At 63.1% G+C, this 15,604-nt stretch carries 11 protein-coding genes; 6 read left to right on the top strand and 5 right to left on the bottom strand.

Translation table 11 applies throughout. The annotated features are described in order from the left end of the window. Position 1: 1 nt before the first annotated feature. Complete coding sequence (locus tag ABH922_RS21160) at positions 2-862, bottom strand: NmrA family NAD(P)-binding protein (protein WP_424808783.1); 861 nt, start codon at positions 860-862, stop codon at positions 2-4. 56 nt (positions 863-918) lie between these two features. Between ABH922_RS21160 and ABH922_RS21155 the strand changes: the two genes are divergently transcribed. After that, positions 919-1,245, top strand: coding sequence for a winged helix-turn-helix transcriptional regulator (locus ABH922_RS21155; protein ID WP_424808782.1), 327 nt, complete (start codon positions 919-921; stop codon positions 1,243-1,245). On the opposite strand, the gene ABH922_RS21150 is transcribed toward ABH922_RS21155, so the two are convergent. Next, a complete protein-coding gene (locus tag ABH922_RS21150) occupies positions 1,231-2,298 on the bottom strand; it encodes an alpha/beta hydrolase (protein ID WP_424809749.1) in 1,068 nt (355 codons plus the stop codon). The two genes, ABH922_RS21155 and ABH922_RS21150, sit on opposite strands and share 15 nt — an antisense overlap. A 255-nt stretch (positions 2,299-2,553) precedes the next feature. Here ABH922_RS21150 and ABH922_RS21145 point away from each other — a divergent pair, with 255 nt between their 5' ends. Then, entirely contained in the window at positions 2,554-2,682 is a 129-nt protein-coding gene (locus tag ABH922_RS21145; protein WP_424808781.1) for a hypothetical protein, read from the top strand. Positions 2,683-2,804: 122 nt separating this feature from the next. Next, complete coding sequence (locus tag ABH922_RS21140) at positions 2,805-3,065, top strand: hypothetical protein (RefSeq protein WP_424808780.1); 261 nt, start codon at positions 2,805-2,807, stop codon at positions 3,063-3,065. A 289-nt stretch (positions 3,066-3,354) separates the two neighbouring features. Here ABH922_RS21140 and ABH922_RS21135 read toward each other — a convergent pair whose 3' ends face one another. Together ABH922_RS21135 and ABH922_RS21130 are read right to left on the bottom strand one after the other, a co-directional pair. Continuing rightward, complete coding sequence (locus ABH922_RS21135) at positions 3,355-5,124, bottom strand: sulfite reductase subunit alpha (RefSeq protein ID WP_424808779.1); 1,770 nt, start codon at positions 5,122-5,124, stop codon at positions 3,355-3,357. Between the two features lie 36 nt (positions 5,125-5,160). Beyond that, positions 5,161-10,629: a glutamate synthase-related protein gene (locus ABH922_RS21130; RefSeq protein ID WP_424808778.1), complete on the bottom strand. Its 5,469-nt coding sequence runs from the start codon at positions 10,627-10,629 to the stop codon at positions 5,161-5,163. Positions 10,630-11,272: 643 nt separating this feature from the next. Here ABH922_RS21130 and ABH922_RS21125 point away from each other — a divergent pair. Together ABH922_RS21125 and ABH922_RS21120 are read left to right on the top strand one after the other, a co-directional pair. After that, complete coding sequence (locus tag ABH922_RS21125) at positions 11,273-12,811, top strand: aldehyde dehydrogenase family protein (RefSeq protein ID WP_424808777.1); 1,539 nt, start codon at positions 11,273-11,275, stop codon at positions 12,809-12,811. Positions 12,812-12,892: 81 nt separating this feature from the next. Next, positions 12,893-13,738 carry a mycofactocin-coupled SDR family oxidoreductase gene (locus ABH922_RS21120; RefSeq protein WP_424808776.1) on the top strand — a complete coding sequence of 282 codons (846 nt, stop codon included), beginning with the start codon at positions 12,893-12,895 and terminating at the stop codon, positions 13,736-13,738. A 125-nt stretch (positions 13,739-13,863) separates the two neighbouring features. Here the strand turns inward: ABH922_RS21120 and ABH922_RS21115 are convergent, their stop codons facing one another. After that, a complete protein-coding gene (locus ABH922_RS21115; protein ID WP_424808775.1) occupies positions 13,864-14,457 on the bottom strand; it encodes a cysteine hydrolase family protein in 594 nt (197 codons plus the stop codon). Positions 14,458-14,730: 273 nt separating this feature from the next. Here ABH922_RS21115 and ABH922_RS21110 point away from each other — a divergent pair, with 273 nt between their 5' ends. Continuing rightward, positions 14,731-15,507, top strand: coding sequence for a dienelactone hydrolase family protein (locus ABH922_RS21110; protein ID WP_424808774.1), 777 nt, complete (start codon positions 14,731-14,733; stop codon positions 15,505-15,507). The last annotated feature ends 97 nt before the right edge of the window (positions 15,508-15,604 follow it).

Below are 15,604 nucleotides of genomic sequence, written 5' to 3'. Positions count from 1 at the left end.
GTCAGTTGACGGCGAGGTCGGCCAACCAGGTCCGGGTGCTGCGGGCATCGACTCCCAAAAGTGCGGCCGATCCGGCGGCCGGATCGTAGGAGACCGCATCCGCGGTGCCGAGTGCCGTGTAGAGGGCGGCCACTTCTGCCGCTGCTCGTTCGCCGATGATCGGCGCCATGGCAACGCGGAATTCTTCCGGGCTCTGGCTCTCGAACGTCACCGGGCGGGAAAGGTGCTGGGCAAAGGCCTCGGCGAGGTCGGGGCCGGTGAGCGCCGGGATCTGCCCGATCTGCACTGCCTCGGGGGCCTGCTCTGCCGTCAGCGCGGCGACGGCGACGGCTGCCACGTCGAGGTGGGAACTCCAGGCGACGGCGAGATCGGTCCGCAAGGGATAGCGCAGAACACCGTCGTTCTCGATACCGGCGGTCACATCGGGGGCGAGGAGGTTCTCCAGGAACAGACGCGGGCTCAGTACTGTGGTGTCGATTCCGGCGGCGCGGAGTCCGTCGACGAGACCGGCAAGAACCGGGGTGTTGGGGCCGGCCAGCGGTGAGGTTGCGTCGCTGATTGCCGTTCCGCTGGTCGAGACGACGAACCGCGCCGGTCGGGCAGACTGGGCTGCCGCCAGCACGTTCTCGGCGTAGGTTTCCGCGTCGCCGGCCAGCGGCAGGTGAAAGAACACGCCGTCGCTGTCGCGGTAGGCGGCGGTCAGGGCGTCGACCGAAGCATTGTCGGCGACGACGGTGGTGGCACCGCCGAACGTGTGGGACGGATCGCGGGTGATCGCTCGGACGTCGGCTCCGATTGTGACCAGACCTGCGAGGACGGGGGAGCCCTGCGCTCCGGTTGCGCCGTGCACTGTGTATGTCATGACGCCTATAGTTCACATCGGGAACCAGTTACTTCAAGTGAACTAATGGAGAATCGATGAGTGATTCAGGACATATTTTGCCGGAGTGTGGGGTTGCCCGTTTCCTGCTCGTCCTCGACGGTCCGTGGGCGACGTTCATCGTCCGTGAACTGACGCACGGTCCGATGCGCTTCACCGAGCTCCGAAAAGCGTTGCCGGGTATCAGTCCTCGCACCCTCTCGGCCAGGCTCAAGCGATTCGAGGAGTTCGATCTCGTGACCCGGACGGCATACGCAGAGGTCCCGCCGCGGGTCGAGTACGAACTGACCGCGACGGGAATGGAGTTGAAGTCGGTGCTCGAAGCGATGGTCGTGTGGGCCGACCTCGCACTACCGGTCTCGTGATTCCGCTCCGCGAGCAGTCGCCAGGCCGACGCGTAACGCGCCGCAGGCTTCGAGCATCGCGTCTCGGCCGGTGTGCCCGACGCCGGTCGAGTTGACGAACGCGTGGATCAGGCCACTGTGCCGACGCAATGCTGTCGGTACTCCGGCAGCGCTGAGTTTGTGTGCGTACGCTTCGCCTTCGTCGCGAAGTGGATCGAAACCGGCGACGGCGATGTAGGCAGGCGGCAGTCCGCCGAGGTCTTCGGTCAGCAGCGGTGACACCTTCGGGTCCAGGGTCGATGCGCCGCCGGAAAGGTAATGTGCTGCATACCAGTCGAGTTGGGCATCGGTGAGGAAGAATCCGGTGGCGAAGAGGGAGTGCGACGGGCGTTTGACCGACAGATCGACCCACGGGAAGAAGAGCAGTTGAAATACCGGCGGGGTGTCGTCGTCGACTGTCACCTGAGCAACGACGGTAGCGAGATTGCCGCCCGCACTGTCACCGCCCACCGCAATGGAATTGGGGTCGACTCCGAGTTCGGGCGCATGGTCGACGCAGTACCGGAATGCGGCGACGGCATCGTCGGTACCGGCGGGGAAGGGGTGTTCGGGGGCGAGGCGGTAGTCCACGGACAGTACGGTCACGTCGGCGTGCTCGGCGAGGAAGCGGCACACGCTGTCCCCGCTCTCGAGGCTTCCGAGAACGAAGCCGCCGCCGTGGAAGTAGACGAGCAGTGAAGCTGAATCCGACTCTCCGGCAGGACGGTACAGCCTGGCTGGAATGGTTCGCCCGTCTGCCGGGATGCTGATGTCGCGGACGGTCTCGACGGGGATGGGGGTACCGCCGAACAATCTGGATTCCGCGTCGATCTGAGCGCGCGCTTGCGGTAGCGGCAGATTCTCGAAACTGGAGCTTTCGACCGCATTGAGAAGGCGCAGTGCCAGTTGGATTTCCGGATCGAGAGTTTGTCCGTCGATGGCCTTCGGCGTCCCGCCGAGGAGTCGCTGCGCTGCGGTCGGGAGTCCGCCGACAACCCCGAGTGCCGCTCCTGCAATCCGGTCCTGAATCGACATGAGTGCCTCTCTGTCCGACGGTCCTGTGGCGTTCACGCTACGAAAGTGCTGGACAAATGTCCAGCCTTGTCGGTGACCCGGGTTACGGCATCGAGGTCGTAGTGAGCTGGAGTACGTGGTTGCGCAGTAGTGAGCAGCCACACGTTGAATGTAACTGTTGGTTACAGGTACTTTGAGGTGGTCTGGACGACGTGGATCTGCCGATCTACGTTCAGGCGGACGCCGCTGTCACGACTGGAAGAAAGGGGACCGATCATGAGTGTTGTACTCATCTCCGTACTGGTGGCTGCAGGACTGACCGTGCTGGCAACGAGGGACGGATCAGGTCTCGACTTCGGAGGTCGGCAGTTGAGTCGGCAGATGCGCACCAGGTCGCACCGGTAGTTGTCCGACCCGCTGTGATGCCTGTGGGATGTGAGGGTTCCGCAGGCATCACAGCACCTCGCAGACATCAATTCACGGCGTTTCCGGGAGAATCTCCCGCAGCCTGAGCGAGTGTCCGATTCATGGCCACGGCTTCGCCGGCGTTCGTAGACTCGTGTGGGGAGGCCGGCAATGTCGGTCGCGCGGCGATCCGTGCCGTCGCCGCCAACCCTGCCTTCGGTCTTGTCGGTGTCGTCGCCAATCCGGCGAAAGTGCTTCGCGATGGCGGTGACTGGCCGATCTCGGCGTCGAGCCCGGCATTACCGCGACGGACGACGTCGATGCGTTGCTCGCACAATCGCCGGCGGTGTCGCCGGGTATCCCGTCGACGGCGGGCCGGTTGACAGTCATCGAACGCATCACCCGTATCCACCCCCGCTGGTGCGAGTGTCTGGCCGCTGCCGCCCGACGGCGGCGCCGGTGCACGCAGGGTGATTCTCGAAGACAGACTTCGCATCGAGACCGGCATCGCGGCAACCGACGAGGGCGATAACCGATTCAGCCGGTGGAAATGGTACGGCGATCGTGAAACCGACCGAGTGCCGTGGATCGTGGTTGGCCTTCGACAGACTCGACCACGTCCTTGGCATCGACACCCGATGCGTACTTCCGACACCGGGCGACTGATCACGATCAGTACACGTCCCGCAGATAACGTTTCGTTCTCTTGAGGTCGTTGACGTAGTCCTCGGCTGCGTCGGAGCTCAACCCGCCGTGGGTGGCTACCACCTCGTGCAGGGCGTCGTCGACGTCCTTCGCCATTCGCGTGGCGTCACCGCAGACGTAGACGTGTGCCCCGCTCTCGAGCCAGTCGAAGAGTTCCTTGCCACGCTCGCGCATCCGAGTCTGCACGTACACCTTCTCGGTCTGATCACGAGAGAATGCCAAGTCCAGGTGAGTAAGTACGCCGTCGCGGGTCAAACCACTCAGCTCGTCCTCGTAGATGAAATCGCTCGCCCGATGCTGATCGCCGAAGAAAAGCCAGTTCTGCCCCGATGCGTTTCGGGCGCGACGCTCGTGTAGAAACGCACGGAAAGGAGCGATACCTGTTCCCGGCCCGATCATCACGACCGGTGCGCCGTCGTCGGCGGGGAGCCGGAACGAGTTGTTCTTCGAGATGAACACGCCGACACGGTCACCCTCGCCGACGCGATCGGCCAGGTAGGTCGAGCACACTCCGCCCCGATCTCGTTCGGCCGACCGGTATCGCACACTGGCCACCGTCAGATGGACGGTGCCCTCGTGTGCCAGCGGGCTCGACGAGATCGAGTACACCCGATGCTGCAAGGGGCGCAGCAACCCGAGTAGCTCGTCGGGAGTGAGTTTCACCGTCGGGTCCAACTGCAAGAGGTCGAGCACGTCCTTGCCCCACAGCCAGGCGTCGAGGGCTTCTCGGTCTTCGGTGTCGAGGATGTGGTTCAGTTCGGCGTCACCGCTGCGGCGCGCGATATCCTCGATCAGATCCCTTGAGGGAATCGAGATCTCGTAGTCACCGGTCAGTACCTGATCCAACGGTACCGACGAGCCGTCCTTCGTGGTGACCGAAGTTTCGCCGGTCACGCCGAGCTGCCCGATGATGCCGTCGACGAGTACCGGATCGTTGATCGGGCGGATGCCGAGTCCGTCACCGGCTTCGTAGTCCAGACCGTCCGCGCCCAGCGCGAACGTGAAGTGCCGGACCTCCTTTGCCGAGTCCGCTCCGGACAACAATCGATTGGCGAGGACGGTGGCCGGATACGGATTCTTCCGGGTCCACTGGGACTTGACCTTCGCCGGTGCCGGGGCGAGGGCCGTCGACGCGGCGTCGTTGTCACCGTCCACGACTGCGACGGCGCCGACTGCACGCGTGATCCACTCTGCCGCAGCATCTTCGTAGTCGACGTCACAGTCGGTGCGGTCTACGACGCGGGTGCCGCCGAGTGCCTCGAAACGGGCGTCGATGTTCTTGCCGGACTGACAGTAGCCGTCGTAGCTGGTGTCGCCGAGCGCGAGGACACCGAAGTAGAGCCCTTCGAGTCGGGGAGCGCTCGCGGCCTCGAGCGCGTCCCAGAACAACTGGGCATTGTCGGGCATCTCACCCTCGCCGTAAGTGGAGGTGACCACGAGTATCCGGCGCATGGCGGAGAGCGTGTTCATGTCGACCGTGTCCAGGCCGGCGACGAGGGGTTGCAGACCGTGCGCCCGTGCTGCGGCGGCCGCGTCCTCGGCCACGGACTCGGCGTTACCGGTCTGACTTCCGAAGAGGATGTGTACTGCTGCTCCGGCGGACTTCTCCACCGTGGTTGTAGCGGCGGCAGTTCCCGGCATGACGGTACGGGAATGCAGCCCGGCGAGGAAGCCGGAAAGCCACGCCTTCTGATCGCCGGTGAACGGCGCGTATTCGGGAATGTACGGGATTTCCACGAGTGGAGTTCACCTACTTTCGTGTGTGGTGAGAGGTCAGGACACCAGGTCGGGGACAGCGCGCGAAGCGAACAGCTCGTCGAAGTTCGGTAGAGACCCGAGCTTGTCACGATTCTTGTTGTCCTGATGGATGATCCAGCCGTACGTGGCGGGACTGTCCATGGCCAGGACGTTCCGTAAGCTCAACGCCTGCTTGTAGTCGTCCACTCGCTTGGCGGCGATCAGCGCAGCGAGTTGTTCGGCGTCGTAGTCGGCGAGGATCTCCTTCGAGTACTTCACCAACTGCTGGACGAGCGCAAAGTCCTCCGTCAGTACGAGGTTTCGTGCCGCCTTCTGGACTGCCGGATCGGCCGGCCCCGAAGCACCCGGAGTGCGAGCGGCCGCCAGTTTCTGAGCGAAGTGCAGCACCGTGTACTCGTTCAGAAGTGCGTACATGGTGGAGGTGTCGGTCTCGCCGTAGCCCGGCACCGCTCCGCCCAGTGCCGGACGGTTGTCCCGCACGGACAGTTTGAACGATCGCACCTGTCGTGCCGCGATGGCTGCTGCCAGTTCGTCGAGTAGTTCCCTGTGCGTTTTCGCTGCCAGGATGGCATCACTGTCCTGGTAGAGCAGCAGTGCCCGGGGCATGGCGTACACGAAGCAGTGTTGTTCCACTTCCCAGTTCTCGAGCAGTCGCACTCCGATGGCGGATCCTGTTTCGGCGACGTGCATTTCGAGGAGCAGTTGTACGGCCTGATTGTGGACCGCTGCCAGCGGGTCGTTGACGTCCGCAATCGATCCGAGCAGCACGGAATCGGTGCTGGCGCGGCGGGAGAGCTCGCCGCGTGGGTCGTACTGGTAGAAGAATCCACCGCTCATGCCGTTGCCGACGCCTTTGCCGAACTCGCCGAGGTTGAGCACAGCGCCATTTGTCATGTACTCGCAGGCGAAGTCGCCGACGCCCTCGACCACTGCGGTTGCGCCCGAGTTTCGAACGGCGAAGCGATCTCCTGCCTCTCCTTCGACGAACACTCGACCGCCGGTCGCCCCGAACAGTGCGAAGTTGCCGATCAGTACGTTGCCACCGGCCTCGACGGAACCGCCGCCGGGGCTGCGAACCGCGATGACGCCGCCGCTCATGCTCTTTCCGACGCCGTCGTTGCACGTGCCGGTGTGCTCGAGGTGGATGCCGTCGTTGCAGAAGGCACCGAAGGACAGGCCGGCAGAGCCGGTCGTCTCCACACGCACGCTTCCTGGCGCCAGGTAGCGGCGCCCACGCCCGTCGCTGAGCACACTGGGTACGTCCGTATCGACTGTTCCGTAGTTGAGTTCGCGCTCGAGGTCGACGGCCAACTGCCCGCCGACGCTCTTGTCACGGTTACCCAGATGCAGTGCTCCGCCGAAGAACGACGGACCGCTGACGGTGACGGATGATTCGCCGCGTGCGAACAGGGCAGTGCGGACCTCGTCCATGATCTTGTCGTCGAGGGCGTATTCACGTTCCAGATACACCGGGTTGTCGATCGTGATATCCGGTGCCACTTCGAGCATGGCCGCCAGATTCAGGTTCCCGACGATGGACGGGTGATCGAGCAGATGCAGGAGATCGCTGCGCCCGCGTGCCTCCTGCAGAGACCGCATTCCCAGATTCGCTAGCAGTTCTCGGGTTTCGTGAGCGATGTTGAGCAGGTACTGTGCCATCGCCCGCGGATCTCCGTCGAACAGTTCCGGGTTGGTGGTCAGTCCGGCCGGGCACTTGATGTTGCAGTTCTTGGCCATGACGCAGCCCATCATCATCAGTGCGGACGTGCCGAACTCGAAGCTGTCCGCCCCCAGGAGCGCAGAGGTGACGATATCGCTGCCGGTCTGGTGCGCACCGGAGCATCGAAGCAGCACTTTCTGCCGAAGACCGTTGGCGCTCAAAGCCTGATGCACCTCGGCTATGCCGACCTCGGCCGCCCGACCTGCGTACTTGAGGCTGGTGACGGACGCAGCACCGGTTCCGCCGGTATTTCCGGCGACGTTGATGACGTCCGCGCCTGCCTTGGCCACACCGACGGCGATGGTGCCGATGCCCTCGGACGACACGAGTTTCACGATCACCCGGATGCGTGCAGCTTTGCAGTCGTGGATGAGCTGCGCCAGATCCTCGATCGAGTACGTGTCGTGGTGCGGTGGCGGCGACACGAGCTCGACGCCTGGAGTGCCACCACGGGCCGCTGCGATGTCGACGGTGACCTTGGCGGCCGGAAGTTGTCCGCCCTCACCGGGCTTCGCGCCCTGCCCGAGTTTGATCTCGATTTCCTCGAGCATGGGGTCGGCGAGATACCCGGCCCAAATACCGAAGCGCCCGGACGCGAACTGCTTGATGCGGGAGGCCCGAATCGTGTTGTACCGCGAGAGATGCTCGCCACCTTCACCGCTGTTGGACATCGCGCCCACCATGTTCGTCCCGTGTGCGACCGCTTCGTGTGCCGGTGCGTTCAGGGCGCCGTGACTCATGGCCCCGGAAGCCAACATCGGTGTGATGGTGCTGGCCTTCTGCACCTCGGAAAGCGGAACACCGGCCGGTGCCGTCCGAAGCTTGGCGAGGAAGTCGGCGCCGATACCGGCAGCCGTCACTTCCAACTCTCCTGATGTGCCACCGAACTCGAAGACGTCGCCGAAGACCGACGTCAAAGCTTCGGAGAGTGCGGCGATGCGAGCGTAATCGTCTGCCAACGGGCCGTCGAGGCCGATGCGGAACCGGTCGGCCCCCGCTCGGACGCAGTCGATTCCGCGAATCACGATGCTGGTGTTCCCGCGCACCGAGAATCGGCCGATCTGTTCCGCGAATTCGGTTGCCGTGACGGCGAACGTGACGTCGGCGGGTACGGCCAGTACGTCCCGCAGGGCAGCGGGCCGGCGTGATCGCTCGGCAGCCATCACAGTACTGAAATCACGGTAGCCGGCCGTGATTTCGAATTCGTCGATCTGCTCGGGGGTCAGTCGATCGAAACTGGTCGAGCGATAGGCACCCGCGTCCAAGCGGAACGCGTCGTCGAGTCGACCGAGTGGCAGCAGACGCAGAGCGTCGAACTGCTCGTCCTTGGACGGGCTGTCGAAGGAGATCTTCTCCTCGGTCAGCTCGACGTATTTACGGACGGCGGTGGTGCCGAAGGAGTGTCCTGCGCCGTCACCTCGTTCCTTGAACAGACCCAACAGCGGCAGATCCTTCTCGCCCGTGACATCGCCCGCGTGTGCGTGCCAGTGCTGCGACGCGGCGGCAACGGTGTCGAAGCCGATACCACCGACCGGCGACTTCATGTTGGGGAACCACTGCCGCAGAACCGGATCGGTGGTGTCGAGGAAGTTCGGTTCGAAGAACTCGCCGCCGATGTAACTTTCGACAGTGCACAGGCCGACGCGGCCCATTGTCTTCATGAGCTGCTTCTCGGCGGCTTTCGCGAAGCGCCGGAATGCAGTGTCCGGATCGGCTGCGAACTTTTCTTCCGCACGTAGTTGCGCCGACAGGGGGTAGACGGCCGACGCGCCGAAGCCGAGTACGGCAGCCACGTGATGGGACGACTCGATCTGGCCGCTCTCCGCGATCAACGACACCCGCAGGCGCAATCCGGCGTCGATGAGCCGCTGATTGACCGCGGCTACCACCATGATCACCGGAAGAGCTGCCCGTTCATGGGACACGTGACGATCGGTGACGACGGCGATCCCGCCTTCTTCACGGGCGAACTCGACCACGGCGTCGCCGAGCGCGGTCATGGCGTCGACCATTGTCTGCGGGCCGCCACCGGCGGGATAGAGCATCTCGAACCGGCGATGCGGCGTGTGACCCTGCTCGCGGATCTTGAGCATGTCGAGGTGGCCGAGGATGGGGGACTGGACAATGATCTGCTTGGCGCCGCCCGCGGACGTCTTGGCGCCCAAAGCGACCCGAAGAGTCATGCCGTCCGCCTCGCGAATACTGTCCAACGGCGGGTTGGTCACCTGCGCGAAACGCTGCGAGAAGTACCGGGCCACACCGCCTTCTCGATCGGTGAACGCGTTGATCGCGTTCCCGTACCCCATGGCCGACACCTTCTCGGCGCCGTGAGTGAGCATCGGGTCCATCAGGAATTTGAAGCTCTCCTGATCCAGGGAGTACGCCATGTACCGCTGGTGGACGTCGAACGTACCGTTGTACCGGGTGGGCGAGCTGACTTTTTCGGCGGGAACGGCGTCGACATCGGCGAGGTCGATCCGTGCCTGTGCCAGCAGGGATCGGTAGTCACGCTGCGCGGCGATCTTTTCCAGTGCCTCGTGCGCGGTATACGTATGGCGGTCGCGGTGGTCGAAGTAGATCATTCCGCCGGCTTCCACTCGGCCGCGGTGGATCACGGTGTCCGGGTCGAAGGCGATCTGCCCGGCCTCGGAGAATGCGCAACTGTAGTCGTGCGTCTCGACGGTACGCAGCGGACGCAGACCGAGGCGGTCCAAGCGTGCACCGACAATGGTGCCGTCGCCGAACACCAAGGCTGCAGGCCCGTCGTTCTTCTCCTCGTACAGCGAGAAGTATTCGAACATCGCACGCACATCGGGGGAGAGCGTGTCGTCGTTCTCCCAGGCCGGCGGCATCATCGAGACGACGGCGGTCACCAGATCGACGCCGTCCTCGATGACGCGGGCTTCGAGGCTCTGATCGAGTCGGCAGCTGTCCGACTGACCGGGTGGACGCACGATAGCCCGTCGTTTGGCGCTGGCCACGGCAGCTTCGGACAATCGATTCTTCTTGTCCGTGTTCAGCTCCCCGTTGTGCGCCATGAGCCGGAACGGCTGAGCCATCGTGGGATGTGGATCGGTGTTGGTGGAGAAGCGGGTGTGGAAATAGACGGTGTGTACGGCATGGTCGGGATCGACCAGGTCGGAGAAGTACGAGATGACCTCGTCCGAGTTCAATCGTCCCTTGAGGACCTGTGTTCTGGCGCTGAGCGAGAGAGGGTAGAGCCCGCTCAGTGCGGGCGTGGTGTATGCGACGGCTTCGATGGCGAGGAGTGCATCGTGGACGAGTCGATCGACGACAGCCGGTTCCGATCTGGGATTCGGAATCTCGAAGATCCACTGTCGAATCGGGAGTTGATGCTTCACTGCGGCGGGGCGGATGGACGAATTATCCACCGGGACATCGCGAACAGTGAGAATGGTGAAGCCTCTGTCCACCAGTTCACGCTCTACCAGTGCGACTGCGTACTCGTGCTGGGACGTGTCGTCGGGCAGGAAGAAGTTGCCGACGCCGAAGCGTCCGGCCCGCAGGTCCGGCCGTCCGGTGACCTTGCGGAAGAATCTGAGCGAAAGGTCCACCGAGATGCCGCCGCCGTCGCCGACACCTTCCGAGGACATACCACCGCGGTGCGGTACCGAGCACAGCGCTTCGCGGCCCTTGACCAGCACGTCGTGAGTCTGGACGCCGTCCTTGCGCGTGATGAACCCGACTCCGCAGCTGCTCTTGTCATCTGCGGGGTCGTACAAGCCGACTGTGGACGTGCTCAATGCAGCAACCTTCTCCCTGTCCTGGTTGCCCGGCGAGAATTCGGCCGGGCAGATATGACGGTGGATTTCCGTCAGGGCAGGGCGTCGCTGCTTCGATGAAGCGGCACCCGAACATCATCACAATACTGAGAGGAGGCTTACCTTAGTCAAGCGGTTCGGGTGTGAGTTACGTCGTAGCTGTTCAGGAATGATTCTTGGTCGGTGTCGGTAACAGCTCAACTGTGGTGTTCCGAACGTAGGTGGACCGCCGGCGGTCGGAGGCTACCTCGACTGCCGTGCGATAACGCTGCCGTCCGGGCGTTGGACGCTCGGGTGTGTCATGCGGGTTCACGGCTGTCGACCGGCAGTCCGGTGCATATTCGCAGACCTCCGCTTGGATGTATAGAGTTTACTTACAAAACTTTGCCTAGTAGCGTGGGATGTAGGTCACACATGCAGTATTCTCGGGGTCGCGTGGCTGGTGAGGGCGCTGCCCCTGAAGGTGGAGACCGTACCGGTGTCGAAGCAGCGCAACTCGTATCGGCGCCGACGATCGGTTCGGCTTCTGTCAGAGATGTTCCAACGCAACGTGATACTTCGTCATTCGATTCGTCGAATCATCTGAAGTGTTCACTCCACCCGACGAGCAAAGGCGGATAGCACTATGACGTGGGATTTCGATCTGTTCATCGACGGGAAAGAAGTTCCGGCGGGAACGTCGGATCGGATAACGGTTCTCAATCCTGCAACCGAGGAGGTCATCGGCACTGTTCCGGACTCGACTACCGGCGACGTTCAGCGTGCGATCAGCGCAGCCCGATCGGCTTTCGACACGGGCCCGTGGCCGTGGACAACACCTGCAGAACGAGGCCGAATCATCAAGCGGATGGCCGAGATTCTCACCGAACGCCATCCTGAACTGCATGAACTCATCGTCTCCGAGACGGGAGCCATCGCCGGCGGAAACAACATGGGAACTGCAGATTTCATTCAATGTGCGGGCGCCGTGGACACTGTGCGCTGGTTCGGGGACAACTTGCACAACGCCCTCGAATGGGTGGAGATGGGAGTGCCGGTCGGCGGGGTGAACGGGATCGGCGGAAGTGCCGTTGTCCGAGAACCGGCCGGTGTCGTCGCTGTGATCACCCCCTTCAATTTTCCGTTCCAGCTGAATCTGTTCAAGCTGATACCGGCGATAGCCGCCGGCTGCACTGTCGTCCTCAAACCCCATCCGTGGACTCCGCTCGACGCATACGAAATTGCCCGTGCTGCATCGGATGCCGGTGTTCCTCCGGGCGTACTCAATGTCGTGCCCGGCGGCGCTGAGGTCGGTGACATCCTGACCAGCAGCCCGATGGTGGACGTGGTGACCTTCACCGGATCGACCCAAACCGGCCGACGCATCATGGCCAATGCGGCATCGACGATCAAGCGAGTCAAGTTGGAGCTCGGGGGAAAGAGTGCGCGGGTCGTGCTCGGGGACGTGTCGGAAGAGTATGCGGCCACGATCGGGTTCGGCGACGTCCTGGCCCATTGTGGTCAAGCGTGCGTCGTGCAAAGTCGGCTGTTGCTCCCGTCGAGACTGCGTGAGGCGTATGTCGAGGGTGTGAAGGCGGCGTACCGATCGATCAAGATCGGTGATCCCCGCGACGAGACGACCACGCTGGGCCCGCTGATCAGGGCCGAACAGCGCGATCGCGTGGAGAAGATGGTCCAGTCCGGGGTGGACGACGGCGCTACCGTGCTGGTGGGCGGTAAGCGACCGCACCATCTCGAACGCGGATACTTCTACGAGCCCACGGTTTTGATGGATGCACGAAGCGACATGCACGTCGCGCAGGAGGAGATCTTCGGGCCGGTGCTCACCGTCATCGAGTACGACGGCGATGACACGGAAGCGATCCGGTTGGCCAACGACACCGTCTACGGTCTGGCGGGTGGGGTCGTATCCGCGAACACGACACGAGCATTCAACGTAGCCCGCAGGATTCGTAGCGGGTACGTCACCGTGCAGACCGAAGTGAACGGCACGGTGACGGTGGCGCCGCCCGGCGGCGATCAAGGGCCGGGATGGGGCCGAGAGCCTGCGGTTATCGGCACATCGGGCGCGTTCGGCGGGTTCAAGCAAAGCGGTGTCGGTCGTGAGTGGGGCCGGTACGGGTTGTCCGAGTTCACCGAACTGAAGTCACTGACCTGGTCGTAGGTCGACCCGGCGCTCCCATCATCGAGTGTCGGCGCACGGGTAAGTACGAACAACAGCGAACATGAAAAGGAGTGCTTTCCGATGGGGAGTTTGGATGGCAAGGTCGCATTCATCACCGGGGCGGCGCGGGGCCAGGGTCGTAGCCACGCGCTACGGCTCGCAGCCGAGGGCGCGGACATCATTGCCGTCGACTTGTGCGCGGACTTCGACACGGTCAACTATCCGCAAGGGACGAAGGCGGAATTCGACGAGACCGTAAGACAAGTCGAAGCTCTCGGTCGCGCAGTGGTGGGGTCTGTGGCCGACGTGCGGGTGCGGCCGGATCTCGAGTCGGTGGTCGCGGCCGGCATGGAGCGCTTCGGCCGGCTGGACGTCGTTGTTGCGAATGCGGGTATCTATCCCGGCCAGGGCGGCACTCGGTGCGAGGCCTTCGTCGACGCGACGGATGTCGATCTGATCGGAGTCATGAACACGGTGGCGGTGAGTCTGCCACACCTGCAGTCCGGTGCATCGATCATCGTGACCGGGTCTACCGCGGGAATGATAGACGGCGCTACCGACAAGCTGGGCCCTGGTGGTTCCGGGTACTCGTGGGCGAAGAGGACCATCGCAAGTTACGTCGAGGTACTGGCGCTTCAGCTTGCGCCGCAGATGATTCGGCTCAACGCCGTCCATCCGACCAACTGCAACACGCCACTGCTGCACAATATCGACGTGTACAAGGCGTTTCGGCCGGATCTGGAGCGTCCGACAAGAGACGATGTCATCGATGCTTTCCCTGCGATGCACGCCATGCCTGTCCCGTACATCGAACCGGAGGACGTTTCGAGCATCGTCGCTTTCCTGGCAAGCGAGCAATCGCGATACATGACCGGGTTGAACCTGAGGGTCGATGCCGGGGCGATGCTGAAGCCGGCGCCTGTGTAATCGTACGGCGCAGTGAGATGTCTTCGCTGCCGATGCGGCGGCCGGACTTCCGTGCGCGTGGGGTGAGGTAACACCCACACGGAAGTCCGGCCGGCACCTGCGTACGAGCACTCGGCCGATCGGTACTACCGAGCGAAGAGGCTTTCGAATTGACTGCTGTCGACCAGGTGAGCTCGGTGCGGGAATGCCTTTTCGATCAGGACGCGGTGGAGCTCTGAATCCGGATCTGCAACTCCATCGGTCAGTACCAGAACCTGGTAGTCGCGATCGGCTGCGTCCAGAACGGTGTTCAGGACCACACCGCCCGTGCTGATGCCGGTGAGGACGAGGGTTTCGATGCCGCGGGCGCGCAACTGCTCGTCGAGATCTGTAGTGGAAAAGGCCCCGAACCTTTTCTTACGCACGATGATATCGCCGTCCTTCGGCGTCAGTCGCGGATGAATGGCCGTGGTCGGATCGTCGTCCGCCATCATCCCTGCTGCTGCGACGCCGCTGAACGTCTTGTTGATCGACGGTACGGCGAGATGATCTTCCGGAGTGAATGCGACACGTACGTACGCCACTGTGACTCCTCGGGAACGCGCTTTGTCGAGAGTTCGTTCGATGGTCGCGATCAACGTTTCGGGCTCCGGAAGCGAAGCGACTATGCCGTTCTGTAAATCCATTACCAGCAGCGCGGTGCGAGCGGGGTCGATGGACGATGTGGGGATCGATGTCATTCGAGGCTTCCTTCGAGGGCGGATGCGGTGCTGCGGGCGTCGAGCCGGTGAGATCCGTTCTGTGCGTGCAACTGTGCACTGGGCCGTCGTCGTTCTCGACAATTTCAGGTTAACACCGGCGAGACTATGCCGACGCGGAGCGCTCCCTCGATTTAAATATGTACAGCGCTTACTTGACATGAATGCGCGAGCGCAATACCGTGATGTGGAGCACATAGTTGACGTCGAAGGTCCGTCGGTCGATGGCTGAATCGTCGACGTGGGAATCCGTGAATGTCGGTCGAACATGGAATTCGGAGGCGCACCGCAGTGAGTGGTCATCTGTCGGTCATCGATGCGGCTGAAACCCCTCGAGGAGGGGTGGTCCTTCTGCATGAAGCATTCGGGGTGACGCCTCACATCGTAAGTGTCGGTGAACGATTCGCGGCGGCAGGGTGGACCACCGTCATCCCGCATCTATATCATCGCAGTGGTTCGCCGACATTTTCCTACGACGTTGCGCAAGGAGAAGGAGTTGACGACCGCAGGCCCGCGGCGGAGGAAGCCGCAGGTCGGGCAATCGGCCCGCATGCGTTGCAGTTGACCGAAGCCGGTGTCATGGCCGATGTCGACGACGCCGTGGACACGCTGGCCGCTCGCGGAATTACGACGGAGCGGATAGGGCTTGTCGGATTCTGTTTCGGTGGTTCGGTAGCGCTGTATGCCTCGTGTGTCCGTGCGGTCGGAGCAGCAGTGGCTTTCTACGGCGCCGGTATCGATGAACCGCATTTTGCAGTTCCGTCGTTCACGAGTGTCGCTGCGCGGCGGCGAACTCCACTTCTGGGTATGTACGGGGCACTCGACCGCTGGATACCCGAAGCCGACGTGGACGTCCTCGAGGCTGCACTGTCGTTGTCGGACAGTCCCGGGGGAGTGGTTCGCTTTCCGGCGGCAGGGCATGGCTTTCACTGCGATGTGCGAACCACGTACGAGCCGGGATCGGCGGCGCAGGCGTGGTCGACCACTCTCGCCTGGTTCGAGCGGCACGCGGGTACTGAACAGCCGAGGTGACGGCCATGGCATCGGACCGATTGGGTTTCGATGCCATGGCCGAGTGTGGATGTCGTCCACGTACCACCTCGCCGATATGGGTTACCGGTGCGGCCGT

Source organism: Rhodococcus sp. 27YEA15 (assembly GCF_049739425.1).
Taxonomy (GTDB): Bacteria; Actinomycetota; Actinomycetes; order Mycobacteriales; family Mycobacteriaceae; genus Rhodococcus_F.
The sequence above is the reverse complement of the archived record's forward strand: the minus strand, read 5'-3'. Positions and strand labels throughout refer to the sequence as shown.